At 67.9% G+C, this 26,934-nt stretch carries 22 protein-coding genes; 14 read left to right on the forward strand and 8 right to left on the reverse strand.

The features are described from left to right. Positions 1 to 315: 315 nt before the first annotated feature. The 3 genes from rplM to glmM all read left to right on the forward strand — a co-directional run bounded on the left by rplM (position 316) and on the right by glmM (position 2,779). Complete coding sequence (gene rplM, locus AC1DKN_RS03705; RefSeq protein WP_015937805.1) at positions 316 to 759, forward strand: 50S ribosomal protein L13; 444 nt, start codon at positions 316 to 318, stop codon at positions 757 to 759. 38 nt (positions 760 to 797) lie between these two features. Beyond that, positions 798 to 1,304, forward strand: a complete 507-nt coding sequence (gene rpsI / locus AC1DKN_RS03710) for a 30S ribosomal protein S9 (protein ID WP_441425047.1) — start codon at positions 798 to 800, stop codon at positions 1,302 to 1,304. Positions 1,305 to 1,417: 113 nt separating this feature from the next. Then, positions 1,418 to 2,779 carry a phosphoglucosamine mutase gene (gene glmM, locus AC1DKN_RS03715; protein ID WP_476858975.1) on the forward strand — a complete coding sequence of 454 codons (1,362 nt, stop codon included), beginning with the start codon at positions 1,418 to 1,420 and terminating at the stop codon, positions 2,777 to 2,779. Between the two features lie 169 nt (positions 2,780 to 2,948). Here glmM and AC1DKN_RS03720 read toward each other — a convergent pair whose 3' ends face one another. The 3 genes from AC1DKN_RS03720 to AC1DKN_RS03730 all read right to left on the reverse strand — a co-directional run bounded on the left by AC1DKN_RS03720 (position 2,949) and on the right by AC1DKN_RS03730 (position 4,541). Then, positions 2,949 to 3,611: a methyltransferase family protein gene (locus AC1DKN_RS03720; protein ID WP_476858974.1), complete on the reverse strand. Its 663-nt coding sequence runs from the start codon at positions 3,609 to 3,611 to the stop codon at positions 2,949 to 2,951. Continuing rightward, entirely contained in the window at positions 3,608 to 3,904 is a 297-nt protein-coding gene (locus AC1DKN_RS03725) for a hypothetical protein (RefSeq protein WP_476858973.1), read from the reverse strand. Before AC1DKN_RS03725 ends, AC1DKN_RS03720 begins: the two co-directional genes overlap by 4 nt. Before the next feature lie 67 nt (positions 3,905 to 3,971). Continuing rightward, positions 3,972 to 4,541, reverse strand: a complete 570-nt coding sequence (locus tag AC1DKN_RS03730) for a M15 family metallopeptidase (RefSeq protein WP_476870474.1) — start codon at positions 4,539 to 4,541, stop codon at positions 3,972 to 3,974. Positions 4,542 to 4,560: 19 nt separating this feature from the next. Here AC1DKN_RS03730 and AC1DKN_RS03735 point away from each other — a divergent pair, with 19 nt between their 5' ends. Next, entirely contained in the window at positions 4,561 to 4,890 is a 330-nt protein-coding gene (locus AC1DKN_RS03735; RefSeq protein WP_476870475.1) for a hypothetical protein, read from the forward strand. 10 nt (positions 4,891 to 4,900) lie between these two features. Here AC1DKN_RS03735 and coaA read toward each other — a convergent pair whose 3' ends face one another. After that, positions 4,901 to 5,866: a type I pantothenate kinase gene (gene coaA / locus AC1DKN_RS03740; RefSeq protein ID WP_026266484.1), complete on the reverse strand. Its 966-nt coding sequence runs from the start codon at positions 5,864 to 5,866 to the stop codon at positions 4,901 to 4,903. Between the two features lie 145 nt (positions 5,867 to 6,011). Between coaA and glmS the strand changes: the two genes are divergently transcribed. From glmS to AC1DKN_RS03780, 8 genes are all read left to right on the forward strand, one after another. Further along, positions 6,012 to 7,904 carry a glutamine--fructose-6-phosphate transaminase (isomerizing) gene (gene glmS, locus AC1DKN_RS03745; RefSeq protein WP_476870476.1) on the forward strand — a complete coding sequence of 631 codons (1,893 nt, stop codon included), beginning with the start codon at positions 6,012 to 6,014 and terminating at the stop codon, positions 7,902 to 7,904. 4 nt (positions 7,905 to 7,908) lie between these two features. After that, positions 7,909 to 8,256: a holo-ACP synthase gene (locus tag AC1DKN_RS03750; protein WP_018773713.1), complete on the forward strand. Its 348-nt coding sequence runs from the start codon at positions 7,909 to 7,911 to the stop codon at positions 8,254 to 8,256. A 68-nt stretch (positions 8,257 to 8,324) separates the two neighbouring features. Beyond that, positions 8,325 to 9,863: an NAD(P)H-hydrate epimerase gene (locus AC1DKN_RS03755; protein WP_476870477.1), complete on the forward strand. Its 1,539-nt coding sequence runs from the start codon at positions 8,325 to 8,327 to the stop codon at positions 9,861 to 9,863. A 91-nt stretch (positions 9,864 to 9,954) separates the two neighbouring features. After that, positions 9,955 to 12,312: a glycogen debranching protein GlgX gene (glgX, locus tag AC1DKN_RS03760; RefSeq protein WP_476870478.1), complete on the forward strand. Its 2,358-nt coding sequence runs from the start codon at positions 9,955 to 9,957 to the stop codon at positions 12,310 to 12,312. After that, positions 12,309 to 14,645: a malto-oligosyltrehalose synthase gene (gene treY, locus AC1DKN_RS03765; protein ID WP_476870479.1), complete on the forward strand. Its 2,337-nt coding sequence runs from the start codon at positions 12,309 to 12,311 to the stop codon at positions 14,643 to 14,645. The genes glgX and treY overlap by 4 nt, the downstream gene beginning before the upstream one ends. A 51-nt stretch (positions 14,646 to 14,696) precedes the next feature. After that, a complete protein-coding gene (gene treZ, locus AC1DKN_RS03770) occupies positions 14,697 to 16,502 on the forward strand; it encodes a malto-oligosyltrehalose trehalohydrolase (protein ID WP_476870480.1) in 1,806 nt (601 codons plus the stop codon). A gap of 15 nt (positions 16,503 to 16,517) precedes the next feature. Beyond that, positions 16,518 to 17,558, forward strand: coding sequence for an L-glyceraldehyde 3-phosphate reductase (gene mgrA, locus AC1DKN_RS03775; RefSeq protein WP_476870481.1), 1,041 nt, complete (start codon positions 16,518 to 16,520; stop codon positions 17,556 to 17,558). A 184-nt stretch (positions 17,559 to 17,742) separates the two neighbouring features. Then, complete coding sequence (locus AC1DKN_RS03780) at positions 17,743 to 18,828, forward strand: inositol-3-phosphate synthase (RefSeq protein ID WP_018773719.1); 1,086 nt, start codon at positions 17,743 to 17,745, stop codon at positions 18,826 to 18,828. Positions 18,829 to 19,012: 184 nt separating this feature from the next. Here AC1DKN_RS03780 and AC1DKN_RS03785 read toward each other — a convergent pair whose 3' ends face one another. The 3 genes from AC1DKN_RS03785 to mshA form a co-directional block, all read right to left on the reverse strand. Beyond that, positions 19,013 to 19,972 carry a hypothetical protein gene (locus AC1DKN_RS03785; protein WP_476870482.1) on the reverse strand — a complete coding sequence of 320 codons (960 nt, stop codon included), beginning with the start codon at positions 19,970 to 19,972 and terminating at the stop codon, positions 19,013 to 19,015. A 179-nt stretch (positions 19,973 to 20,151) separates the two neighbouring features. Continuing rightward, positions 20,152 to 21,864, reverse strand: coding sequence for a formate--tetrahydrofolate ligase (locus AC1DKN_RS03790; protein ID WP_476850287.1), 1,713 nt, complete (start codon positions 21,862 to 21,864; stop codon positions 20,152 to 20,154). A gap of 89 nt (positions 21,865 to 21,953) precedes the next feature. Next, positions 21,954 to 23,219 (reverse strand): D-inositol-3-phosphate glycosyltransferase, encoded by a 1,266-nt coding sequence (gene mshA, locus AC1DKN_RS03795; protein ID WP_476855720.1) that lies wholly within the window; start codon positions 23,217 to 23,219, stop codon positions 21,954 to 21,956. Positions 23,220 to 23,346: 127 nt separating this feature from the next. Here mshA and AC1DKN_RS03800 point away from each other — a divergent pair, with 127 nt between their 5' ends. Continuing rightward, positions 23,347 to 23,874: an N-acetyltransferase family protein gene (locus AC1DKN_RS03800; protein WP_476870483.1), complete on the forward strand. Its 528-nt coding sequence runs from the start codon at positions 23,347 to 23,349 to the stop codon at positions 23,872 to 23,874. A 68-nt stretch (positions 23,875 to 23,942) separates the two neighbouring features. Here the strand turns inward: AC1DKN_RS03800 and AC1DKN_RS03805 are convergent, their stop codons facing one another. Next, positions 23,943 to 25,403, reverse strand: a complete 1,461-nt coding sequence (locus tag AC1DKN_RS03805) for a family 4 glycosyl hydrolase (RefSeq protein ID WP_476870484.1) — start codon at positions 25,401 to 25,403, stop codon at positions 23,943 to 23,945. Between the two features lie 93 nt (positions 25,404 to 25,496). Here AC1DKN_RS03805 and AC1DKN_RS03810 point away from each other — a divergent pair, with 93 nt between their 5' ends. Beyond that, the gene (locus tag AC1DKN_RS03810; RefSeq protein ID WP_476850291.1) at positions 25,497 to 26,588 is read left to right on the forward strand and encodes a carbohydrate kinase family protein; all 1,092 of its coding nucleotides are present in this window, start codon (positions 25,497 to 25,499) and stop codon (positions 26,586 to 26,588) included. Positions 26,589 to 26,934: the final 346 nt, after the last annotated feature.

Here is a 26,934-nt window from a genome sequence, read left to right on the forward strand (position 1 = left end):
GTTCCTCCAGGGATGCGACGGGCCGGCACGGGACAGTCTGCGAAGAGAGCAGACAGGATGCATCCGGACACCCCATTTTGACCCAAGAGGCCGCCGTCGGCTATTCTTGGTAGTCGTTGTGCGTGTCCTATCTCGATGGTGCGTGCCCGCTTGAGAATCCGGTTGCAGGATAGCTACTCAACGTGCACATTCGAGACCTCAGGATGACTGGTTACATGGAGCCCTCACCTCTGTTCCGGTAGCGCATAGATAGTAGGTGCACCGTAAGAGTGACGCCTAAAACAAGAACGCCAGAACAAGAACGAGGCAAACACCGTGCGTACGTACACCCCGAAGCCCGGCGATATCAACCGCCAGTGGCACGTCATTGACGCCACCGACGTTGTCCTTGGTCGTCTTGCCAGCCAGACCGCAATCCTGCTGCGCGGCAAGCACAAGGCCACCTTTGCGTCCCACATGGACATGGGCGACTTCGTCATCATCATCAACGCTGAAAAGGTTGCCCTCACCGGCGCCAAGCTGGAGCAGAAGCGCGCATACCGCCACTCCGGCTACCCGGGCGGCCTGACCTCCGTCAACTACGCGGAGCTGCTTGAGTCCAACCCGGTTCGCGCCGTGGAGAAGGCCATCAAGGGCATGCTCCCGAAGAACTCCCTCGCTGCACAGCAGCTGGGCAAGCTGAAGGTGTACCGCGGTGCAGAGCACCCCCACGCCGCCCAGCAGCCCAAGACTTTCGAAATCACCCAGGTCGCCCAGTAGTCCTGGCCACCAAACAACTTATCTATACAAGGAGAATCGTGGCTCAGAACGAAGAGACCACCGAGGCCGTTGTGGCTGAGGAAAACCTGACCAGCTACACCTCGGAGAGCGGTGCTGCGGAAGCAGCCGCGCCGAAGAAGGAACGCCCGGCACTGACCGTTGCCGGCGCTGCAGTTGGCCGTCGTAAGGAAGCCGTTGCACGCGTTCGCGTTGTGCCCGGCTCCGGCAAGTGGACCATCAACGGCCGCGAGCTGGCGAACTACTTCCCGAACAAGCTGCACCAGCAGGACGTCAACGAGCCCTTCAAGATCCTCGATCTTGACGGCGCCTATGACGTCATCGCCCGCATCCACGGTGGCGGCATCTCCGGCCAGGCCGGTGCCCTGCGCCTCGGCATCGCCCGTTCACTGAACGAGATCGACACCGAGAACAACCGCGCCACGCTGAAGAAGGCCGGTTACCTGCGCCGCGACGCCCGCGTCATCGAGCGCAAGAAGGCCGGTCTCAAGAAGGCCCGTAAGGCTCAGCAGTACTCGAAGCGTTAATCCCGCTTCCAAGCGCTTCTGGCGCTTGCACGAAAGCCCGTTCCGCCACTCGGCGGGGCGGGCTTTCGCTGTTTAAGCCGGACTTGCCCCGTCCATCGACTAAACTTGGTCCGATGTCTAGATTATTTGGAACCGATGGAGTCCGTGGCCTGGCGAACGGGTTGCTGACCGCCGAGCTCGCGTTGCAGCTGGCCCAGGCCGCCGCCGTCGTACTTGGCCATGACCGCAACACGACCGGGAAACGGCCGATCGCCGTGGTGGCACGCGACCCGCGGGCCAGCGGCGAGTTCCTCGCGGCCGCCGTGGAGGCAGGGCTCTCAAGCTCGGGAATCGACGTCTACGACGCCGGCGTGCTGCCCACCCCGGCCGCCGCCTACCTCGTGGCGGACCTCAACGCCGACTTCGGCGTCATGATCTCCGCCTCCCATAACCCCGCGCCGGACAACGGGATCAAGTTCTTCGCCCGCGGCGGCCAGAAGCTGCCCGACGACGTCGAGGACGCCATTGAAGTGCAGCTCGCCAAGGAGCCATACCGGCCCGTCGGCGGTGAGGTGGGACGGATCCAGCGTTTCTCCGACGCAGAGGACCGCTACATCGTGCACCTGCTCGGCACGCTTCCGCACCGCCTGGACGGTTTGAAGGTCGTCCTCGACTGCGCCCACGGCGCGGCCAGCGGCTGTTCCCCGCAGGTGTTCAAGGACGCCGGCGCCAACGTGATCGTCATTGGCGCCGAACCGGACGGGCTCAACATCAACGAAGGCGTCGGCTCCACGCACCTTGGCCCGCTCAAGCGCGCTGTCCTGGACCACGGGGCGGACCTCGGCATTGCGCACGACGGCGACGCCGACCGTTGCCTGGCCGTGGACCACGAAGGCAATGAGGTGGACGGCGACCAGATCATGGCCATCCTGGCCGTGGCCCTCAAGGCCGCCGGAAAGCTTAAGGACGATGTCCTTGTGGCCACCGTCATGAGCAACCTCGGCCTGAAGCTCGCCCTGCGCGACGCCGGGATCAGCCTGCGCGAAACCGGCGTGGGGGACCGCTACGTCCTCGAGGAAATGCGCAACGGCGGCTTTAGCCTCGGAGGCGAGCAGTCCGGACATGTGATTTTTGCCGACCACGCCACCACCGGCGACGGCGTCCTCACCGGCCTGCAGATCGCGGCACAGGTGGCCCTCACCGGGCGCCCGCTCAAGGAACTGTCCACGGTGATGACCAAGCTGCCGCAGGTCCTCATCAACGTCAAGGGCGTGGACCGTACGCGGGTCAAGGGCGATGAAGTAGTGGCCGCGGCCGTGGCGATCGCCGAATCCGAACTCGGCGACACCGGCCGCGTCCTGCTGCGTCCCTCAGGCACCGAACCGGTGGTGCGGGTCATGGTGGAGGCCGCAGACCATGAAACCGCCTCGGACGTCGCCGAGCGGCTGGCCCAGGTGGTCCGGACCGAATTGGCCCTGGAGCTCATGGTCGACTGATACGCGCACAGCGCAATCAGCAACTCAGGCACTAGCGCCTGAGTTGCTGAGATTGGGGGCTTCCCGGGAAGCTAGCCACTGGGAGAGCTCCCCGTGAGCGGGGCAGGATACGGGGCCACATGATCATGCAAAGTGCGGATGCCGCCAGTCGCCTTTGGCCGCGGCGTGGTCAGAACACGCCGGGCACAAATCTCTTAGTTCGCAGCTTGTAAGCTGCATATTGGGGCAAGTTCGCCTCCAGTAGCTGTTCCTCCTGGGCTGCGCGGTAGGCCTGGATCACGCCCAGCGCCAAGAGAATTACCGTCTTCAGCCACGTGGGTTCGAAGCATACTGCCCCGGTCAGAGTCACCATCTCTCCGACGTAAAGTGGGTTACGGATGAGCCGGTACGGTCCGTGCTGCACGAGCGTTCTCACTTGGGGCCCAACGCCGAAACTTTTGCCCAGCGTGATCAGTGCATAGACAGTGAACGACATTCCCAGAGTCATGAGCCCCACCGCAAACAAAGCAAATCCCTCGGACACTTCCGATCCGCCAGCAAACGCAAAGAGGAATGGCAGGAAAGTCCCCAAGTAGGCAGCGACCGTGGGCGCAATCCCTTTGCTCCGGGCACTTGCAGGGTTCCTCGTGAGAAGGAAGATGACCACCATGACATAGAAGATGGTCATGAGTACCTGGTAGCTCAGGTACAGTGCGGCGACGAGAACAGACGACGATGCGTGATTTCCACCCGAAAATAGCGCGTTAACCGCAGATAACAACAAGAGCGCCATGACTGGGACCAAAATTACCCGTTCAACGTCAATTGACCTCGACAGCTCACGAAGTTTCATCGAAAAATTGCCTTCCGGAGAGTTGCAGACCCTAACTTCGGCGTCGGGCCCAGGATGGTCTTGACGCCGTCAAAGAACTGGTGAAACGTGCTGCTGCCATGAGCCAGCCGGACGTCCGGGAACATCAGCAGGTCCAGCAAGGAACCATCGATGGCGTGAGCCGGGGGCTGAGAGCTGTAAAGGCGAGGGGCCAGCGCGCACACATGCCGCTCAGCGGCATACGTCAGTGCGGCCATACGCCCCACAGTGGCGTAGATTTCGTCGCGCACGCTGCCGTCCCCGGTATCCCCCATTCGGACAATGTACACGGTATATGCGCCCTGAGCTGGAAAGTCCGAGGGGTACTTCGGAGGGCCGCCCTTACCGGTAGGCGGGGGCGGCCTCCAGGCCGAAGTACTGTTCCAACGTGGCGATCCCGCGGGCGGCCATGTCCGTGGCGGCCTGGACACCGATGAAGCGCAGGTGCCATGGCTCGTAGAAATACCCGGTGATTTCGTGCAGCATCCACGGGTAGCGGACCACGAAGCCGAAGCGGTGGGCGTTCGCCTTGGCCCAGATCGCCGCCGGACGGTCCTTGAACTGGGGCGTGAAAGCGTCCGCCCCGCTGCCGTCGCCGATGTCGAACGCCCAGCCCGTCTGGTGCTCGGAGTAGCCGGGCCGGGCCGAGGCCGTGTCGGCCTCCGCCTGGCCGCGGGAATTCACGTAGCTGCCGTAGGTGGCCCGCTGCGTCGTGAACGAGCGGTACCCGCTGGCGAGGGTGATGATGACGCCGTCGGCAGCCGCGGCCGCGAACATTGTCTCAGCCGCGGCCGCCGTCGTGCTGTTCAGCAGTGCCGCCTCGCCCGAGGTCGCCAGACGGACGGCCGGCCGGGACAGGTCCGGCGGCACAAAGGTGGCGGGGGAGAGCGGGCGGTGCTTGTTGACGACCACCCACGGGCTGGTGGGGTCCGTGAGTGAATGCTGCGGCCCCGGCGCCGCGGCCGATGGAGGGTGTGCTGCGGCCGGCGGCGGGACAGCCGACGACGTCGCGGGCGTCGGGGTCGCCGACGATGAGCTTGCCGGCGGGGTCGACGCCGCGGCGGCGGTTGGCGTCGAACTGCCCGTGCCCGTGCCCGGCGTCGGCCCCGGCGTGCCGGACGGCGTGAAGGACTGGGCCGGGGTGCAGGCGGACAGCGCCGCGAGGCCCGTGCCCGCCAGCAGGAGGCGGCTGAAAGCCCGGCGGCTCGGCGATTCCTGGCCGGCTTCCTGCCGTCCCGCCGTCCCCTCCGCGTCGTCGTAGCACATCTGTGCTAGACCTTCCTCAGCAGCATCCGGCGGATGGAGTGGTCGGCGTCCTTGGTGAGGACCAGTTGCGCGCGGCCCCGGGTCGGGAGGACGTTTTCCTCGAGGTTGGGCTCGTTGATGCGCTTCCAGATCTCACGGGCGGTCTCTTCGGCCTCGGCATCGGAGAGTGTTGCGTAACGGTGGAAGTACGATTCCGGCTGGGCGAAGGCTGTGCTCCGCAGTTTGCGGAACCGGTCTACGTACCACTCCTCGATATACGAGGTCTTCGCGTCGACGTAGATGGAGAAATCGAAGAAGTCGCTCAGGGCCAGGCCCTGCCTGCCGTCCTGCCGCGGCCGGGCCGGGGCCAGGACGTTCAGCCCCTCGACAATCAGCACGTCCGGGCGGCGCACCACCACTTCCTTGCCGGGGACGATGTCATAGGTGACGTGGGAATACCAGGGGGCCCGGACCTCCTCGGCGCCGCCCTTGATCTCGCTCACGAAGCGCAGCAGGGCACGGCGGTCGTAGGACTCCGGAAAACCCTTGCGCTCGAGCAGTTGCCGGCGCTTGAGCTCGGCGAGCGGGTAGAGGAATCCGTCCGTGGTGATGAGCTCCACGTTGGGGGTGCCGGGCCAGCGCCGGAGCATTTCGCGCAGGACGCGGGCGATGGTGGACTTGCCTACGGCCACCGAACCGGCCACGCCGATCACGAACGGCGTGCGCTGGGTGCTTTCGCCGAGGAAGGTGGTGGTGGCCGCGTGAAGCTGGCCCGCGGCTTCCACATAAAGGTGCAGGAGCCGGGACAGCGGCAGGTAGACCTCGCGCACTTCCTTGATGTCGAGGGGGTCCCCGAGGCCGCGAAGGCGGAACACATCCTCTTCATTAAGGGGCTGCTCCATCTGGGCAGCGAGCCGGGACCAGGTCTGCCGGTCCAGCTCCACGAACGGGGAGACACCTTCCCCGTTCGCTTCATTGCGTTGCAAAGTCACCCTAGAGATTCTGCCCTTCACAACGCCGAGAGCGAAATGGACTGGCCGGTGGACGCCGGGGCAGGCGGTCCTGAGCCCCGCTCAGGGGCCTTCACGCCCCGCCGTCCCACGTCCTCCCTCCCGGAAACCCGCTAGGCTTATGACCATGTGTGGAATCGTTGGATATGTGGGCCACTCAGATGGCCGGGTAAATGCTGGACACAATGCCTTGGACGTTGTCCTTGAAGGATTGCGGCGCCTGGAGTACCGCGGCTACGACTCCGCGGGTATCGCTGTAGTGGCCGACGGCACGATTTCTTCCCGGAAGAAGTCCGGCAAACTGAGCAACCTCATTGCAGAGCTGGACGCCCGCCCGCTGCCGGAATCCCTCACGGGAATCGGCCACACGCGCTGGGCCACGCATGGCGGCCCGACGGACCAGAACGCGCACCCGCACCTGTCCGACGGCGGCAAGCTGGCCCTGATCCACAACGGCATCATCGAGAACTTCGCCGAGCTCAAGCTCGAACTCCAGCGCAAGGGCGCCACCTTCGAGTCCGAGACCGACACGGAAGTGGCGGCTGCCCTGCTCGGGGACGTCTACCGGAACCAGCTCGGCGGTGACGCCAGCAACGGCGGCCTCACCCGGGCCATGCAGCTTGCCTGCCAGCGGCTCGAGGGAGCTTTCACGCTCCTCGCAGTCCACGCCGACCAGCCCGACGTTGTGGTCGCTGCCCGCCGGAACTCCCCGCTCGTCGTCGGCCTCGGCGAAGGCGAGAACTTCCTCGGTTCCGACGTCTCCGGCTTCATCGACTACACCCGGCGCGCCGTGGAACTCGGCCAGGACCAGATCGTCACGATCACCGCCGACTCCGTGGAAATCACGGACTTCTACGGCGCCCCCGCCGAGGGCAAGGAATACCACGTCAACTGGGACCCGGCCTCGGCGGAAAAGGGCGGCTTCCCGTCCTTCATGGAAAAGGAAATCCACGACCAGCCGGATGCCGTGCTGCAGACCTTGCTGGGCCGCTCCGACATCCACGGCAAGCTGACGCTTGATGAGCTCCGCGTCGATCCGCAGCTGCTCAAGAACGTCAACAAGATCATCGTCCTCGCGTGCGGCACCTCCGCCTACGCCGGGCAGGTGGCGAAATATGCCATTGAGCACTGGTGCCGGATCCCCACCGAGGTCGAGCTCTCGCACGAATTCCGCTACCGGGATCCGATCGTGGACGAGAACACGCTGATTGTCTCCATCTCCCAGTCCGGCGAGACCATGGACACCCTCATGGCGGTCCGCTACGCCAAGGAACAGGGCGCCAAGACCGTCTCCATCTGCAACACCAACGGCTCCACCATCCCGCGCGAATCTGACGCCGTGCTCTACACGCACGCCGGACCCGAAATCGCCGTGGCCTCGACCAAGGCGTTCCTGGCCCAGATCACGGCCGCCTACCTGCTGGGCCTTTATTTGGCACAGCTGCGCGGCAACAAGTTCCAGGGCGAGATCAAGGACATCCTGGCCGACCTGGGCAAGATCCCGGCCAAGATCCAGCGCATCCTCGACAACGAGGCCCAGATCAAGGAACTCGGCCAGTCCATGGCTGACGCCAAGTCCGTGCTGTTCCTGGGCCGCCACGTCGGTTTCCCGGTGGCGATGGAGGGCGCGCTTAAGCTCAAGGAGCTCGCGTACATCCACGCCGAGGGCTTCGCCGCAGGAGAACTCAAGCACGGCCCGATCGCGCTGATCGAGGAAGGCCAGCCCGTCTTCGTGGTGGTCCCCTCCCCGCGCGGCCGCGACTCGCTGCACTCCAAGGTGGTCTCCAACATCCAGGAAGTCCGTGCCCGGGGCGCCAAGACGATCGTGATCGCCGAAGAAGGCGACGAGGCCGTCAAGGCGTACGCCGAACACGTCTTCTACATCCCCGAGACCCCCACGCTCCTGGCGCCGCTGCTCGCAACGGTTCCGCTGCAGATCTTCGCCCTCGCACTCGCCTCGGCCAAGGGTTACGACGTGGACCAGCCACGCAACCTGGCCAAGAGCGTGACCGTAGAATAACGCCATGATTGTTGGCATAGGCGTAGACGTCGTAGACATTGAGCGGTTCGGGCGCCAGCTCGAGCGCACCCCCGGGCTGCGCGACAGGCTGTTCGTCCCCGCCGAGCGGGAACTGAACACGCGGTCCCTCGCCGCGCGGTTTGCCGCGAAGGAGGCCGTGGCCAAGGTGCTGGGGGCGCCGGCCGGCATGAACTGGCAGGACTGCTGGATTGGGCTGGACCAGAACGGCCCCACCGTCCAGGTCAAAGGCACCGTGCTGGCCGTGGCGGAGTCCAAGGGCGTCAAGCGCTGGCACTTGTCCATGAGCCACGACGGCGGGATCGCCACGGCGACGGTTGTCGCCGAAGGCTGAGACGGCCGTCCAGGCAGAACCGGCCCCAGCGCCGAGCATTCCCCAGCGACCGCGAATGGACTGAAACCATGATCAGCGCCTACACCGGAACCCAAGTGCGAGAGGCCGAAAAGCCATTTCTCGACGACACCCTGGGCTCCGGTGCGGGCGCTGTTCTTATGCAGCGGGCCGCGTACGGCCTCGCCAACGCCGTGATCCGCGAACTGCGGAGCCGCGGGCAGCGGCTGTACGGCTCCAGCGTGGCCGTGCTGGCGGGCAAGGGCAACAACGGCGGAGACGGGCTCTTCGCCGCTGCGCTGCTGGCCCGCCGCGGCATGCGCACGACGGCGGTGCTCACCGCGGGCGCGGCCCACGACGCCGGGCTGGCGGCGTTCCGGAAGGCCGGCGGCCATGCCGTGGCCCTCACCGGTGACAACGCTGCCGAACTCGCCGCGCTGGCCGGCGGCGCCGACGTCGTGATCGACGCAGTCCTCGGGACCGGAGCCCAGGGCGGGCTGCGCGGACCGGCCGCCGAACTGGTCGCGGCCCTGGAGCGTTCCCGGCCAGGCTCCCGTTCCCCCTTGGTGGTGGCCTGCGATATCCCCAGCGGGGTGGACGCGGACACGGGGGAGGCGCACGCGCCGGTGCTGGCGGCCGACATGACGGTGACCTTTGGGGCCGCCAAGGCCGGCCTGCTGGCGGACCCGGGCGCGGACTTCGCGGGCGCCATCCGGGTGGTCCCGATCGGAATCGAGCAGGCGCTGCCATGGCCGTCCCTGCGACGGCTTGAGGCCGCAGACCTGTCCGCCCTCCTGCCACGCCCGCAGCGGCGGGCGCACAAGTACTCCCGGGGGGTGCTGGGGGTGGTCGCGGGCTCCGGCGCTTATCCCGGCGCCGCGGTGCTGGCCTGCCAGGGCGCCCTGGCAGCCGGCGCCGGAATGGTGCGTTACCTGGGGCCGCCGGACGTCGCCGACCTGGTCCGCCGTTCCTGTCCCGAGGTGGTGTGCAGCACCGGCGCCGTGGCCGACACGCACGTGCAGGCGTGGCTCGTTGGCTCCGGACTCGATGACTCCGATGAGGAGCAGCTGCAGCGCGCCCGCGACGCCGCAGACTCGGGCCTGCCGACGATCGCCGACGCCGGCGCGTTGCCGGCCCTGCCTGATGTGCTGGCCCCGCAAGTGATCCTGACACCCCACGCCGGCGAACTGTCGGCATTGCTTCAGCGCCTCGGGGCCGGGTTGGACCGCTCCGCCGTCGAAGCATCCACCCTCAGCGCAGTGCGGCGGGCTGCGGGCCTGACTGAAGCCACCGTGCTGCTCAAGGGCGCCACGACCCTTGTGGCCTCCCCCTTCCAGGACTTCTTCAGCCAGTCCGAAGGCACGCCCTGGCTCGCCACGGCAGGCAGCGGCGACGTCCTGGCCGGAGTCATCGGCGCGCTGCTGGCCCAGTTGGGCGCCGACGTCGGGCGCTTCGGTGCATATGACATCGACCCCGACGCCAGATGGGCGGCGATCGCGGCGATGGCAGCCAGCATCCACGGTCTTGCCGGAGTCCGGGCTTCCCGCGGGGGGCCAGTGACCGCAACGGCCATCGCCCGTGCCATTCCGGAGGTGATGCGGGAGCTGTAACAAACGGGGGCGCTCCGAGCGCCCGGGCAAATACTAACCCTACTTACAAGTAGTCTGTCTAGAGAATATTCGTTCCGCACGAGGAGTACACATGGAAGTCTGGCCCGGATCGGCTTACCCGCTGGGAGCCACTTTTGACGGCACTGGCACCAACTTTGCCCTGTTCAGCGAGCGTGCCGAGCGGGTGGAACTGTGCCTCCTCGCTGACGACCTCACCGAAACCCGGATCGAACTGACCGAAGTGGACGGCTACGTGTGGCACTGCTACCTGCCGCAGGTCCAGCCCGGACAGAAGTACGGCTACCGGGTCCACGGCCCGTACGAACCCGAACACGGCAACCGCTTCAACCCGAACAAGCTGCTGATGGACCCCTACGCCAAGGCCGTCCAGGGCCAGATCGACTGGGACCCGGCGCTCTTCACCTACGAATTCGGCGACCCCGACTCGCGCAATGACAGCGACTCGGCCCCGCACACCATGCACGGCGTCGTCATCAACCCGTTCTTCGAGTGGGACGGCGACCGCCAGCTGCGGATCCCCTACCACCAGTCGGTCATCTACGAGGCGCACGTCAAGGGCCTGACCGAGCTCCACCCGGAAATTCCCGAAGAGCAGCGCGGCACCTATGCCGGCGTGTCCCACCCGGCCGTGATTGAGCACCTGAAGAAGCTCGGCGTCACCGCGATCGAGCTCATGCCCGTCCACCAGTTCGTCAACGACGGCACGCTCGAGGAGAAGGGCCTCAACAACTACTGGGGCTACAACACCATCGGCTTCTTCGCCCCGCAAAACACCTACAGCTCCTCCGGCGACGTCGGGCACCAGGTGCAGGAATTCAAGGCCATGGTCCGCGAGCTGCACAAGGCCGGCATCGAAGTGATCTTGGACGTGGTGTACAACCACACCGCTGAAGGCAACCACCTCGGCCCCACGCTGTCCTTCAAGGGCATCGACAACCAGGCCTACTACCGGCTGGTGGACGATGACCAGAAGCACTACATGGACTACACCGGCACCGGTAACTCCCTCAACGTCCGGCACCCGCACTCCCTTCAGCTGCTGATGGACTCCCTGCGCTACTGGGTGACGGAAATGCACGTCGACGGCTTCCGCTTCGACCTCGCCTCCACCCTGGCCCGCGAGTTCTACGACGTGGACAAGCTGTCCACCTTCTTCGAACTCATCCAGCAGGACCCGATCGTCTCCCAGGTCAAGCTGATCGCCGAGCCGTGGGATATCGGCCCGGGCGGCTACCAGGTGGGCAACTTCCCGCCCCAGTGGACCGAGTGGAACGGCAAATACCGCGACACGGTCCGCGACTTCTGGCGCGGCGAGCCCTCGACCCTGGGCGAATTCGCCTCCCGCCTGACCGGTTCCGCGGACCTCTACGAAAGCTCCGCCCGGCGCCCGGTGGCCTCGATCAACTTCGTCACGGCGCACGACGGCTTTACCATGCGCGACCTCGTGTCCTACAACGAGAAGCACAACGACGCCAACGGCGAAGGCAACAACGACGGCGAATCCCACAACCGCTCCTGGAACTGCGGCGAGGAAGGGGACACGGACAACGACCAGGTCCTGACCCTCCGTGCCCGCCAGCAGCGCAACTTCATCGCCACCTTGCTGCTCTCGCAGGGCGTCCCGATGCTCCTGCACGGCGACGAGCTCGGCCGCACCCAGCAGGGCAACAACAACACCTACTGCCAGGACTCCGAGCTGAGCTGGATCCACTGGGACGCGATGGACCAGCCGCTGGTGGAGTTCACCGCCGTCGTCAACAAGATCCGGCACGACCACCCGACGTTCCGCCGCAGCCGCTTCTTCGACGGCCGCCCGGTGGTCCGCGGTGAGGGCGAGAAACTGCCGGACATCGTCTGGCTGAAGACCGACGGCACCGGAATGCTCCCGGAGGACTGGGGCAGCGGCTTCGGCCGGACCATCGGCGTGTTCTACAACGGCCACGGCATCCAGGAACAGGACTCCCGCGGACGCCGGATCACCGACGACAGTTTCCTGCTCGGCTTCAACGCCCACGACGGCGACGTGGACTTCGCCCTGCCGGCCGAGGAGTACTCACGGTTCTGGGACGTGCTGGTGGACACCGCAGACCAGGCGGACACTGAGGCCCCGCTGAAAGCCGGGTCCGTGCTGAAGCTGGCGGCAAAGTCGATGGTGGTGCTCCGGGCCCACTCCGGCCCCGAGGTGGAGGTGGACTACTCCGCGGCAGCCTCCCTCGCCGCGATGGCCGAGCACGAGGATTCGGCGGATGCAGGTTCTGCGGTCCAGGCACCGGAAGCTCCGGCGGACCCGGCACCGGAGGCGCCGGCTCCGGCGGACCCGGCTCCGGAGGCCCCGGCAACCGGCGCCTCCAAGGGCTCGGCTAAAGCCTCCGGCTCGAAAAAGGCGGGGGCCGACAAGCCGAAGACCCCGAAGGGCCGGGCTAAATGAGAACCCCCGTCTCGACGTACCGGCTGCAGATCCGGCCCGGGTTTACGCTGCAGGACGCCGCGCAGACCGTGCCGTACCTGAAGTCGCTGGGCGTGGACTGGATCTACCTCTCGCCGATCCTCACGGCGGAGCGCGGCTCGGACCACGGCTACGACGTCACCGATCCCTCCGCCATTGATCCGGACCGGGGCGGCGCGGACGGCCTGCTGGCGGCGTCGGCCGCCGCGCGGGAGGCCGGCATGGGGGTGCTGGTCGACATCGTGCCCAACCACGTCGGCGTCGCGACCCCGGCCCAGAACCCGTGGTGGTGGTCTCTCCTGAAGGAGGGACAGCAGTCCCGCTACGCGCAGGCGTTCGACGTCGACTGGGACTTCGGCGGCGGCCGGGTGCGGATCCCGGTGCTGGGGGACGACTCCGACGTCGACGCGCTGGAAATCAAGGACGGGGAACTGCGCTACTACGACCACCGCTTTCCGCTTGCAGAGGGCACGTACACCGCAGGTGACTCCACTGCCGACGATCCCCGCGAGGTCCACGACCGTCAGCACTACGAACTGATCGGCTGGCGCCGGGCCGACACGGACCTGAACTACCGCCGGTTCTTTGCCGTCAACAGCCTGGCGGGGATCCGGGTGGAGATCCCCGAGGTCTTCGATGAAGCCCACGCGGAGGTTGTGCGCTGGTTCCGGGAGGGGCTCGTCGACGGGCTGCGGATCGACCACCCGGACGGCCTCGCCGATCCGGAGGGATACCTGCACCGGCTGCGGGAGGCCACGGGCGGCAGCTACCTGCTGATCGAGAAGATCCTGGAACCGGGCGAGGCCCTGCCGGCCGGCTTCGAGTGCGAGGGCACCACCGGCTACGACGCCCTCGCTGACGTGGACCGGGTGTTCGTCGACGCCGCGGGCCAGGCGCCGCTTGACGCGCTCGACGCCGAACTGCGCGGCGGCGCTGCCGACTACGAGGACATGATCCGCGGCACCAAACGCCGGATCACGGACGGAATCCTGCACTCGGAGATGCTCCGGCTGGCACGGCTGGTCCCTGCCGCGGCAGGACTGGGCCAGGAAGCCGCGGCGGACGCACTGTCCGAGATCATCGCCGCGTTCCCGGTCTACCGCAGCTATCTTCCAGAGGGTGCTGACGTCCTGAAGGAGGCATGCGAACTCGCGGTCCGCCGCCGCCCCGAACTGGAAGGCGCCGTCGGCGTGCTGCTGCCGCTGCTGCTCGACGCGCAGGCAGCCCCCTCCGCAGAACTGGGCATGCGCTTCCAGCAGACCTCCGGGATGGTCATGGCCAAGGGCGTGGAAGACACCGCGTTCTTCCGCTACACCCGGCTGGGCACCCTGACCGAAGTCGGCGCCGACCCCACCGAGTTCGCCGTGGCACCGGAAGAATTCCACACCCGGATGGCCCGGCGCCAGGCCGAGCAGCCGTTGTCCATGACCACCCTCAGCACCCACGACACCAAGCGCAGCGAGGACACCCGGGCCCGGATCTCGGTGCTGGCCGAGCTCGCACTGGAATGGCAGGCATCCCTGCAGCGGCTGCAGAAGCTGGCGCCGCTGCCGGACGGCCCGCTGGCCAACCTGCTGTGGCAGGCCGTCGCGGGCGTCTGGCCCGCAGACCGGGACCGGCTGCAGTCCTACGCGCAAAAAGCCGCCCGGGAGGCCGGGAACTCGACCAACTGGATCGATCCGGACGAGGCCTTCGAGGCGAAACTTGCAGCCGCCGTCGACGCCGCCTTCGACACCCCGGAGGTGACCGCCGAACTGGAGTCCCTCGTGGCCCTGCTGGAGCCCTACGGGGCCGCCAATTCCCTGGGCGCCAAGCTCGTGCAGCTCACCATGCCCGGGGTGCCGGACGTGTACCAGGGCACCGAATTCTGGGACCGCTCGCTGACTGATCCGGACAACCGGCGGCCGTTCGACTTCGGTGCCCGCCGGCGCGCCCTCGCCGCGCTCGATGCCGGTGAGCGTCCGGCGTCGTTCCTGGACGAGGCAGCGAAACTCCTCGTCACCTCGCGGGCCCTGCGGCTGCGCCGGGACCGGCCGGAGCTGTTCACCGGGTACGCCCCGGTCACCGCCACGGGCGACGCCGCTGCGCACCTGCTCGCCTTTGACCGCGGGACTCCCGCAGCCCCGGGGGCGCTGACGCTCGCGACCCGGCTGCCCCGCGGGCTGGAGCAGCGCGGCGGATGGCAGGACACGACCGTCGAGCTCGCCGCGGCCATGGCCGATGAACTGACCGGTGCCACACACGGTCCGGGCGCCGTGGCGGTGGGGGAGATCCTGCGGGACTACCCCGTGGCCCTCCTGGTGCCCACCGCCTAAGCAGACCTTCGATATGGGGAATAGTACCGACATGGGGAACGGAAGAATGCCATGACCTTGCCTGCACACGGAAGCGACCGCTTCGATCTCTGGGCACCGGAAGCGCAGGACGTCACGCTCCTCGCTGACGGCCGGAAGTACGACATGACCCGCCGCGGCGCGGAGGCACCCGGCTGGTGGACCGCCGCCGGGGCGCCCGCCGCCGGGGACGTGGACTACGGCTACCTGGTGGACGGGGATCCCACCCCGCTGCCGGACCCGCGGTCCCGCCGCCAGCCCGCGGGCGTGCACGCGCTCTCCCGCACGTTCGACGCCGGAGAATACCAGTGGGCTGACGGCCAGTGGGCGGGGCGGGAGCTCAAGGGCGCCGTCATCTACGAACTCCATGTGGGCACGTTCACGCCGGAGGGAACACTGGACGCCGCGGCAGGGAAGCTGTCGTACCTGGCGGAGCTGGGCATCGACTTCGTCGAGCTGCTGCCGGTCAACGGGTTCAACGGCACCCACAACTGGGGCTACGACGGTGTCCTCTGGTACGCCGTGCACGAAGGCTACGGCGGACCCGCCGCGTACCAGCGCTTCGTGGACGCCGCCCACGCCGCCGGCCTGGGCGTCATCCAGGACGTCGTCTACAACCACCTCGGCCCCAGCGGCAACTATCTTCCCCGGTTCGGGCCCTACCTGAAATCGGGGGAGGGCAACACCTGGGGCGACTCGGTTAACCTTGACGGCCCGGAGTCGGACGAGGTGCGCCGCTACATCCTGGACAACGCCGCTATGTGGCTGCGCGATTACCACGTGGACGGCCTGCGCCTGGACGCCGTGCACGCCTTCAAGGACGAGCGCGCCGTGCACCTGCTGGAGGACTTCGGCGCCCTCGCCGACGAAATAGCCGCCGAGACCGGACGCCCGGCCACGATGATCGCGGAATCGGACCTGAACAACCCGCGCCTGCTCTATCCGCGGGACACCAACGGGTACGGGCTGGCCGGGCAGTGGAGCGATGACTTCCACCACGCCGTCCACGTCAACGTCAGCGGCGAAACCACCGGCTACTACGCCGACTTCGACTCGATCGGGGCTCTGGCCAAGGTCCTGGAGCGCGGGTTCTTCCACGACGGCAGCTACTCCAGCTTCCGCGCCCGCCACCACGGCCGGCCCATCGACCCGGCCCAGGTCCACCCGGCCGCGCTGGTGGTGTGCAGCCAGAACCACGACCAGATCGGCAACCGTGCCACCGGGGACAGGCTGTCCCAGACCCTGGGCTACGGGCCGCTCGCGCTCGCCGCCGTCGCCACCCTGACTTCGCCGTTCACGCCCATGCTGTTCATGGGCGAGGAATACGGGGCCACCACCCCGTGGCAGTTCTTCACCTCCCACCCGGAACCGGAGCTGGGCAAGGCGACGGCCGAGGGCCGGATCAGGGAGTTCGAGCGCATGGGCTGGGACCCCGCCGTCGTCCCCGACCCGCAGGATCCGGAGACCTTCACCCGGTCCAAGCTGGACTGGGCCGAGGCCTCGGGAGGGGACCATGCCCGCCTCCTGGAGCTGTACCGGGCGCTCATCGCGCTGCGCCGCACCACGCCGGACCTGACGGAACCCGGTTTCGAGGACACCGCCGTCGACGTCAGCGAGGACGAGGGCTGGCTGCTGCTGCGCCGCGGCCGCACCGACGTGGCGATGAACTTTTCCGCCGAGGCGCGGCGGGTCCCGGTCCGCGGGGCGGCCCTGGCCCTGGCAACCGATGACGGCGTCCGGCTGGACCCGGCTTCCGATGCTGAACCCGCTCCTGGCGGCGCGGCGCCGGCCACAACACTGCATCTACCCGGCCACAGCGCCGCGGTACTCACCCACTAAGGCAGGATATGACGTATGACATATTTGGCAGCTGATACCCGCTACGACTCCATGCCCTACCGCCGCGTGGGGCGCAGCGGCCTGAAACTCCCGGCCATCTCACTGGGCCTGTGGCACAACTTCGGCGACGACAAGCCGTTCGAGATCCAGCGCGCCATCCTGCGCCGGGCCTTCGACCTGGGCGTCACCCACTTTGACCTCGCCAACAACTACGGCCCGCCCTATGGCAGCGCCGAGACCAACTTCGGCCGCCACTTCAAGGACGACTTCAAGCCGTACCGCGACGAGCTGATCATCTCCAGCAAGGCCGGCTACGACATGTGGCCGGGCCCGTACGGCAACTTTGGCTCCCGCAAGTACCTGCTGGCCAGCCTGGACCAGTCGCTGGGCCGGATGGGCCTGGACTATGTGGACATCTTCTACAGCCACCGCCCGGACCCCGAAACGCCGATGGAAGAAACCATGGGCGCCCTGGACCAGGCCGTGCGCTCCGGGAAGGCGCTCTACGCAGGCATTTCGTCCTACACCCCGGAACAGACCATCGAGGCCGCGGGGATCCTCAAGGAACTCGGCACCCCGCTGCTGATCCACCAGCCCAGCTACTCCATGCTCAACCGCTGGACCGAGAACGGCAGCCCCAACCTCTTCGAGGCGCTGGAGCAGGTGGGCGCCGGATCCATCGCGTTCTCGCCGCTGGCCCAGGGCATGCTCACCGACCGCTACCTGAAGGGCATTCCGGCCGACTCCCGGGCCGCCCAGCACAAGTCCCTGGGCGAATCCATGATCACCGAGCAGAAGCTGGACCGCGTGCGCGGGCTCAACCGGATCGCCGAGGGCCGCGGGCAGACGCTCGCGCAGCTGGCCATCGCCTGGATCCTGCGCGATCAGGGCAAGGGCTCGTCGGTCACGTCCGCACTGGTGGGCGCGTCCAGCGTCCGGCAGCTTGAGGACACCTTGTCGGCGATCAACAACCTGGATTTCACGGCCGATGAGATCGACGCGATCGATGAATTCGCCGTCGAATCAGATATCAACCTGTGGGCCCAGAAGTCGTAGGCATCCGCAGTTACCGCAGTTAACAGAAGCGCCGGGTCCGCCGGGGAACAACCGCGGCCCCGGCGGCGTTGACTAGACTACTAAGGGCGCCTTACGGCGTCGTGTCCGCCTGCCGCCCGCACAACTGATGCAGTACCTCAGAGTGCGGCCGCGCCGGTCACCCTTGTTTCTCAAAAGGAGTTCCGTGTCTTCACATCCGATTCGTGTTGCAATCGTCGGCGTAGGTAACTGCGCCGCTTCGCTGGTCCAGGGCGTCCAGTACTACAAAGATGCCGACCCCAAGGCCACGATCCCGGGCCTGATGCACGTGGAGTTCGGCCAGTACCACGTCGGCGACGTCCAGTTCGTTGCCGCGTTCGACGTCGACGGCAAGAAGGTGGGGCAGGACCTGTCCGACGCCATCCTGGCCAGCGAAAACAACACCATCAAGATCGCCGATGTCCCGCCGACCGGCGTCACGGTCCAGCGCGGCCACACCCTGGACGGCCTGGGCAAGTACTACCTCGAGACCATCGAGCAGTCCCCGGAGGAGCCGGTCGACGTCGTCCAGGCTCTCAAGGACGCCCAGGTTGACGTCATGGTCTGCTACCTGCCGGTCGGCTCCCAGCAGGCCGCCGAGTTCTACGCCCAGTGCGCGATCGATGCCGGCGTGGCGTTCGTCAACGCCCTGCCGGTCTTCCTGGCCGGCACCAAGGAGTGGGCGGACAAGTTCACCGCCGCGGGCGTGCCGATCGTGGGCGATGACATCAAGAGCCAGATCGGTGCCACCATCACGCACCGCGTCATGGCCAAGCTGTTCGAGGACCGCGGCGTCACCCTGGACCGCACGTACCAGCTGAACGTCGGCGGCAACATGGACTTCAAGAACATGCTCGAGCGCGACCGCCTGGAGTCCAAGAAGATCTCCAAGACCCAGGCCGTTACCTCCAACGTCGAGGCCGAGCTCGCCGCCAAGGACGTCCACATCGGCCCGTCCGACTACGTCCAGTGGCTCGATGACCGCAAGTGGGCCTTCGTCCGCCTTGAGGGCCGCAACTTCGGCGACGCCCCGGTGTCGCTGGAATACAAGCTCGAAGTCTGGGACTCGCCCAACTCCGCCGGCGTGATCATCGACGCCATCCGTGCCGCCAAGATCGGCCTGGACCGCGGCATCGGCGGCCCGCTGGTCTCGGCGTCGAGCTACTTCATGAAGTCCCCGCCGGAGCAGTTCAACGACGACCTCGCCCGTGAAAAGGTCGAGGCCTTCATCCGCGGCGACCTGGAGCGCTAACCGCCCCCGCTGCCGCCCTGCCTCTGGACGCTCCCTCACGTTTGGCGTGTTCCAACCCGACGCTCCCTCACCAATGGTGGGGGAGCGTCGTCGTTTTCGGATTGGGTCCGGGATGCTCCCTCACCTTTGGCCGATACCGACCCGATCCTCCCTCACGTCTTGCAGACATCGGCGGCTCGCTGCCTCAGATTGCGCTGGAAAAGCCAGCTGCGGCCGGCGGGCTGAGGTATGAGGTGCGGAGGATTCGCTTCATCTTGGTGACGGCGCCGGAGAAGCCATCCGCGAGGTCATCTTTTGTCAGGACGAGCACTGTCCATCCGGCTGCCTCGAAGGCCTTGTCACGGCGGCGGTCGCTGAAGATCTGTGCGGGGAGCAGGTGGTGCCCGCCGTCGTACTGAACCGCCAGCCGCCGACGGCGATACCCAAGGTCCGCCGTCGGCGCGGCAGGACTGTCCGGTCGCAGCGGGAGCTGCAGTTCCGGTTCCGGGAGCCCGGCGTCGCACATCGCCAGCCGCAGCAACGTCTCCGGCGCTGAATCCGAGCCCACGCGCATCAAGTCCAGTGCGGCACGGGCGCGGACGATTCCCTGCAGGTTCGGGTGACGGCTCACCATCCAACGCAGCTCATCGATGGTCGCAAAGGGATCACTGCGCCCTTCCAACCCCAGTCGGGGAATCCGCACCAGCTCATCACCCAGGCAGACCAACTCCGGCAGGCTCAACCGCAGGGCGAGGTCGAGCCACGTCCGGGAGCGCGTGCTGATCCGGATCCCGTCCACTGTCTCGACCTCGCCCTCCAACGCAAGAACCGTGTGTCCGAGAATGCCTTTGCGCCGGACCTCCGGGAGCGCCCGCGGCTTGCTCAGGTGTAGCTCCTCCGAGTCCGAGAGCCAAGGAGGCAATATCTGGCATCGGAGCCTGGCAGCGGTGACGTGGGAGATCCAGGCGCCGGGCGACGCTGCGGCCAACGCACGAGCCGCCGCCTCCAGCTCGAAGTCCCAATCCGTGGGCCGGTAGAGACCCCGGCTGATGTGAATTACGTCGGAGTGCCTGAGCCTGGTTCTCGGCACTCCCAAGGACCTTGCATCCGCGATGGTAAAGGGTGCTGCGCTGAGTGGACCGGGAAGCTTCGTAGGCTTTTCCATGCTGGCATTTTGAACCTATTTGGAGAGCCGCGCAGGAGTTATCCACAGATCTCCCGGATCGGCCCGCGGCGGCAGGCGCAAGCGCCGCGCCGGACCTGAGGGAGCGTCGGTTGGGGAGTTGCCGGACCTGAGGGATCGTTGGTTGGGGGGATGCAGGAGGTGAGGGAGCGTCGGGTGGGTTAGAAGAGGCCGACCGGGTTGCCGGCGTCGTCGACGTCCATCCGCATCGCTGCCGGCACCTTGGGCAGGCCCGGCATGGTCATCACGGCGCCGGTGAGGGCCACGATGAAGCCCGCGCCGGTCTTGGGGATGAGATCCCGGACGTGGATGGTGAAGCCCTTGGGCGCGCCGAGGCGGGTGGCGTCGTCGGTGAAGGAGTACTGGGTCTTCGCCATGCACACCGGCATCCCGGACCAGCCGTTCTTCTCGATCTCGGCCAGCCGTTTGAGCGCGGGCACGGAGAAATCCACGCCGTCGGCGCCGTAGATCTCCTGCACGATGGTCCGGATCTTGTCCTCCACGGACATCTCCAGCGGATACAGGTGCCGGAAGCCGTGCGGGGCGTCGATCGCGGCCGCCACCTTCGCCGCGAGCTCGTCGCCGCCGTCGCCGCCACCGCCGCGGCCCCAGACATCGGCCACCGCGGCCTGGACACCCTCCGCGGCGCACCACTGAAGCAGCCAGTCCAGCTCCTCGGCGGTGTCCGTGGCGAATTTGTTGACCGCCACGACCGGGGTGATGCCGAACTTCTCGACGTTGCGGATGTGGCGCCGCAGATTGGCGACGCCGGCGGCCAGCGCCTCCACGTTGGGCTCCTTGAGCAGGTCTTTCGGCACGCCGCCGTGCATCTTGAGCGCCCGGACGGTGGCCACGAGGACGACGGCGGACGGGGCGACGTCGGCCATCCGCGCCTTGATGTCCATGTACTTTTCGGCGCCGAGGTCCGCGCCGAACCCCGCCTCGGTGATGACGATGTCCGCAAGGCGGCGGGCCGTCTGCGTGGCGATGAGGGAGTTGCAGCCGTGGGCGATGTTGGCGAAGGGCCCGCCGTGCACCAGCGCCGGGGTGCCGGCGATGGTCTGCACGAGGTTGGGTTTGATCGCGTCCTTGAGCAGCATGGTCAGGGCGCCCTGGACGCCGAGGTCGGCCACGGTGACGGGCCGGCGGTCGTAGGTGTAGCCGAACGTGATCCGGCCGAGCCGGTCGCGCAGATCGTTCAGGTCCGTGGCGAGGCAGAACACGGCCATGATCTCCGAGGCCACGGTGATGTCGAAGCCGTCCTGCCGCGGCGTGCCCTGGGCGGGCCCGCCGAGGCCGATCACGACCTCCCGGAGGGATCGGTCGTTCATGTCCAGGACGCGCTTGAACGTCATCCGGCGCGGATCGATGTTGAGTTCGTTGCCCTGGAAGATGTGGTTGTCCACGAGGGCCATGAGGGCGTTGTTCGCCGAAGTGATGGCGTGGAAATCGCCCGTGAAGTGCAGGTTGATCTGGTCCATCGGCAGCACCTGGGAGTAGCCGCCGCCGGTCGCGCCGCCCTTCATGCCCAGGATGGGGCCGAGCGAGGGCTCGCGCAGCGCGATCATCACGCTGTGCCCGGCCCGGGCCAGGGAATCCGCGAGCCCCACCGTCGTGGTGGACTTGCCTTCGCCGGCGGGGGTGGGCGACATCGCGGAGACCAGCACCACCTTGCCGGGCGCGCGCACGGGGGTGCCCGCCGGAACGGTCAGCTTCGCCGGGTCGATCTTGGCCTTGTAGGGTCCGTAGAGTTCCAGCGCGTCCGGGGCGATGCCGGCGGCCGCCGCAATCTCCCCGATCGGCTTCATGACTGCCCGCTGGGCAATTTCCAGGTCGCTGGGGACGTTGTTCCCGGCAGTGGTGGTCTCAGACATCGTTGTCCTTCGGCTCGTGGCGTCGGCGGGTTTGTCCCGGTCCGGTGTTGCCGGGCGGGGTTGGAGCGGGCGGAGGTGGTGGAACCGGTTCAGGGTGTGTGGCCCACCGGGATGGTCAGGCTTCCAAAATACTGGCTTACGGCGGTGTGGTAGCTCTCCAGCGTAATCGCGGCGGTGCGTTGCCAGCCGAACTCCTGGGCATGGATCGCGGCGGCGCGCCCCATGTCGGTGCGGGTTTGGGTGTCGTCGAAGAGCGACTCGAGGGCGTCCGCCCAGTCGCTGGCCTTGTGGCCCTCGATCAGCATCCCGGTCCGTCCGTCCTGGACGGCGCGGGAGAGGCCGCCGACTTTCGTGGCGAGGACCGGCGTCCCGCAGGCCTGCGCCTCCAGCGCCACCAGGCCGAAGGACTCGCTGTAGGAGGGCATCACCACGACGTCGGCGGACCGGTACCAGCCGGCCAGCTCCGGGGCGTTCACCGGCGGGTGGTGGGTGGCGACGTCGTCCATTCCGGCGGCGCTGATCAGCGTCTTGAGGTTGAAGTCCTTGGCGCCGCTGACGGCCCCCAGGATGGTCAGCTGCAGGTCGATGTCCGGGCGCCGGGAGCGCAGGAGCGCCGCCGCCTTGATCAGGATCTGCGGGCCCTTGAGCCGCTGGATCCGGCCCGCGAACAGCAGATGGAACTTGCCCGGGGCGATGCCGTGCTGGGCCCTGGCCCGGTTCCTGAAGGCCGGCGTGAAGACGGCCAGGTCCACGCCGGGCGGCGCGACGTCGATGTGGTCGATGTCGGCGTTGTAGTGCGAGACCAGCTCGGCCGCTTCGGTGCCGGTATTGGCGATCAGCCGGGTGGCGCCGTCGACAATCCGGTGCTCGCCGTCCTCACGCCGCCGCGGCTCGGGCTGTTCGCCGGACTCGAGGAGCTGGTTCTTGACCTTCGCCATCGTGTGCATGGTGTGGACGAGGGGCAGCCGCCACAGCTCCGCGAGCTCCAGCCCGGCCACCCCGGAGACCCAGTAATGGGAATGGATGACGTCATACCGGCCGTGCGGCTGGAGCAGCCGGATCCGGTTGATCTCGGCGACCATGCTGTGCAGCAACCCCGGGAGCTCCTCCTTGGGCAGCTTACGGGGCGGGCCGGCGAGGACGTTGTGCACGCACACGCCCGGGGACGGGTGTTCGACGGCGGGCTGCGTGGCCGAGGTGGACCGGGTGAAGATCTCCACTTCCACGCCGGTCTCGGCGAGGGCCGCGGCCAGCGCCCGGACGTACACGTTCATGCCGCCGGCGTCACCGGAGCCGGGTTGTTCCATGGGCGAGGTGTGCAGGGAAAGGAAAGCGACGCGGCGGATCAGAGACACGGTTCCCCTTTCCTCTGCCCATTTCTTTCTGCCCAATGCATGTCGATAAAACATTACTCCTGAAGTGCCGGCCGGTTCACGGGCCCGTTCGGTTCGCAGACCGGGGCGTGCTGCTAACGTGGCCGCTGTGAACACAACGACAGGACAAGAACCTGCAGCCGGCTGGACCATCCGGGAGGCCCGCCCGGAGAACTGGCCGGGCATCTGGGCGATCCTGGAACCCGTCGTCCGGGCCGGGGAGACCTTCACCTGGGACCGGGACACCGCCGAGGACGAGGCCCGCGCACGCTGGTTCAAGCAGGCGCCGGGCCGGACGTTCGTCGCGGTTGCCTCCGACACCGGCGCGGTTCTTGGCACCGGCGAGCTGCACCCCAACCACGGCGGCGGCGGCAGCCATGTGGCCAACGCGGGTTACATGGTCCACCCGGGCCAGGCCGGCCGCGGACTGGCCCGGGCCCTCTGCGCCTATTCGCTCGACGCCGCGCGCGACGCCGGTTTCCGGGCCATGCAGTTCAACGCCGTGGTGGAAAGCAATGTCCGGGCCGTGGCAGCGTGGAAATCCATGGGCTTCGAGGTGCTCGCGACCATTCCCGAGGCATTCAACCACCCTGAACTGGGCTACGTGGGCCTGCACGTGATGTACCGAAAGCTGTAGGGTTGCCGGCCCGGTGCCGCGGGACGCCGGGACGCTGATGTTGGCGGGCCGTTAAGGCCCGCGGGCAGCTACGGCCCGCCGTGCCAGAGACGGCCCAGTTCCGGGAAGGCTGCTTCATAGCCGGCCAGCAGTTTTCCGGCGAGGTCATCCGAGTCCACGAGCGGATGCCTGGCGAACGCGGCGAGGGCCGCCTCCCGCCGGCCGGTCGTCGCCGCCTCCACCACGAGCCGTTCGACGTCCTTGACGCGCCGCAGCAGCTCCAGTTGCGCCGGTCCCGGGCGGTCCTGCGGGACTGGCTCGGCGCCGTCGGGCGTCACCCGGCACGGAACTTCGACGACGGCGTCGGCCGGCAGCCCCGGGACAGCCGGCACCACCTGCGCTCCGGACCCGGCGCCGCCCGCTTCCGGGCCGGCGGGCGCCGCTTCCGGGCCGGCGGACCCGGGCGTGGTGACGGCGTTGCGCGTGTTGAGGATCAGGTCCGCCGGGCCGCCGCCGGAGAGGGCGCGCATGGCCGCCAGCGCCACCCGCTCGTAGCCGCCGCCTGCGAGATCGGTCTCGTCGCGGCGTTCGCCCGAGGTGCGGGCCTCCGCGAGGTAGCCCTCCTCGCGGGACCTGCGGGCATCCTCCCACAGCGCAAAAGCCTCGGCTCCGGCGGCAGCCAGGCGGGGATAGAGTTCGGTCTGCTGCCGGGCGATCGATTCCCCCCGGGTCTGACCTGCGGCGCGCATGCCTGCCACCGCCCGAACGGTGTCGTAGTAGTAGAAAAGATATTCATTCGGCAGGCAGCCAAGGCTGGCCAGCAACCCGGGCGGGAACAGCCGGCCTTCCTCGAATTCCGACAGCGCCGCAGGGTTCGTGAGCAGTGCCGGGAGGGCGTCCCGGCCCCCGGCCTCCAGCCGGTACAGCCAGCCGAGGTGGTTCAGGCCGTAGTAGCCCACGCCGTCGAGCGTGCCCTCGGGCAGCGCGACGCCGGCGGCCCGCGCCGCGCGGTGCACCAGGCCGCTGGCGGAGTCGCAAATCCCGATCACCCTGGGGCCGAGCACGGGGACCAGGGCCTCCGTGACCATGCCGGCGGGGTTGGTGAAGTTGAGCAGCCACGCCCCGGGGCAGCGGCTCCGCATTTCCTCCGCGAGCCGCAGCATCGGCGGAATGGAGCGCAGCGCGTAGGAGATCCCGCCGGCGCCGGTGGTTTCCTGGCCCAGGAGTCCGAGGTCCAGGGCGATCCGCTCGTCGGCGGTCCGGCCGGCCGTGCCGCCGGGCCGGATGGCGGCGAAGACCATGTCGGCGCCGTCCAAGGCCTCGGGGAGCGAGGACACGGCACGGATCTGCGGGCCGGAACCCGGCGGGCCGGAACCCGGCGGGCCCTGCTGGGCCAGGGAGGCCAGGACCGCCTCGATGGCCGCCAGCCTGGCGGGGTCGACGTCGTAGAGCACCAGCTCCCGCACCAGCCCCGTGAAAGGCCCGGCAGAGAGCGCCCGGTAGACCAGGGGGACGCGGAAGCCGCCCCCGCCGGCGATCGTGAGCCGCATGCGGACAGTCTATTCCCCGCCGTGTTCCCCTCCGGTTTGGGCCCCGCTTTCCCCTGGTATCCCTCGACGGCGGTACGGCGTAATGTGCCGTATATGGACGCGACCCCGGCGCGGCGATTTGATCCGCTCTCTGCCGTCCGCAGCCCGGCCGCGGACGGATTCGACTTGCTCCTGACCGGGACCGTGTTCCAGGACATCATCTTCACCGGGCTGCCCCACGCGCCGCAGCCCGGCACGGAAATCTGGAGCGACGGGATGGGCAGCTGCCCCGGGGGCGTCGCCAATCAGGCCATCGCCGCCTCCCGGCTGGGACTGCGGACCGGTCTTGCCGCCGTGTTCGGCGATGACGGCTACGGTGACTACAACTGGAAGATTCTGGCCGCCCAGGAACACGTGGACCTGTCCCTGTCCCGGCGTGTTCCGGGCTGGCATTCGCCCGTCACGGTGTCCCTGAGCGTGGAGAAGGACCGGTCCATGGTGACGCACGGGCACCCGGCGCCGGTGACTTCCACCGAGCTGGTTGGATGCCCGCCGCCGGCGCTCGCAGCCGTTGCGGAGCTGGGGGAGGAACTCGAACCGTGGGCTGTCGACGCGCACAAGAACGGCGTCCAGCTGTTCGGCGATGTCGGCTGGGACCCCACCGGCGCGTGGTCCTCGACCCGGCTGGACCACCTGAAGTATTTCCATGCTTTCATGCCGAACCAGCACGAGGCCATGAACTTCACGGGCTGCGACGACCCCTGGTCCGCCCTGTACTCGCTTGCGGACCGGGTTCCGGTGGCGGTGGTCACCCTCGGCGCCCAGGGTTCCATGGCCGTGGATTCGGAAACGGGGGAGGAGGAGTGGGTCCCGTCCCTGCCGGTCCGGGCCTACGATCCCACCGGCGCCGGTGACTGCTTCGGTGCGGCCTTCATTGTCGGATCCCTGGCCGGCTGGCCGCTGGGAGACCGTCTCCGCTTCGCCAATCTGTGCGCCGCCCTGGCCGTCCAGGAGGTGGGCGGCTCGCTGGCCGCGCCCGGCTGGGGCGACATTGCCGACTGGTGGCAGCGGGCCAACGCACGGAAGGAACGGCAAAGCAGCCAATGGCTTCGCCGCTACCGTTTCCTGGAAGAGATCGTGCACGACGTCCCGCCCGAGGCGCAGCGGCGCGCGACGGCGACCATCGCCCACCAGTCCGACGCGTAGACGGGCGGGCGCGGCTGGGCTTTCGTGGCTGGCACCAGTGGACATCTCCTTCGCTGGGTCCGGATTCGTGGCACCACTGGGCATGTCCTCCGCTGGGGCCGGGGCGTGGGCATGGACCCGTTCTGCGCGGCCTTGGGTGTGAAGATTGGGCATGTCCCGGGGTGGGTGTGCGGCCGGATTCGTGGCACCAGTGGGCATGTCCTCCGCTGGGGCCGGGGCGTGGGCATGGAGCCGTTCTGCGCGGCCCTGGGCGTGAAAATTGGGCATGCCCCGCGGGGAGGAATGGGCATGTCCAGCGGTGGCCGGGCCCGGCCGATTATTCGGCCCGCAGCGCCGCGCCTAGAAT

This window comes from Arthrobacter sp. 01N444 (genome assembly GCF_056399305.1).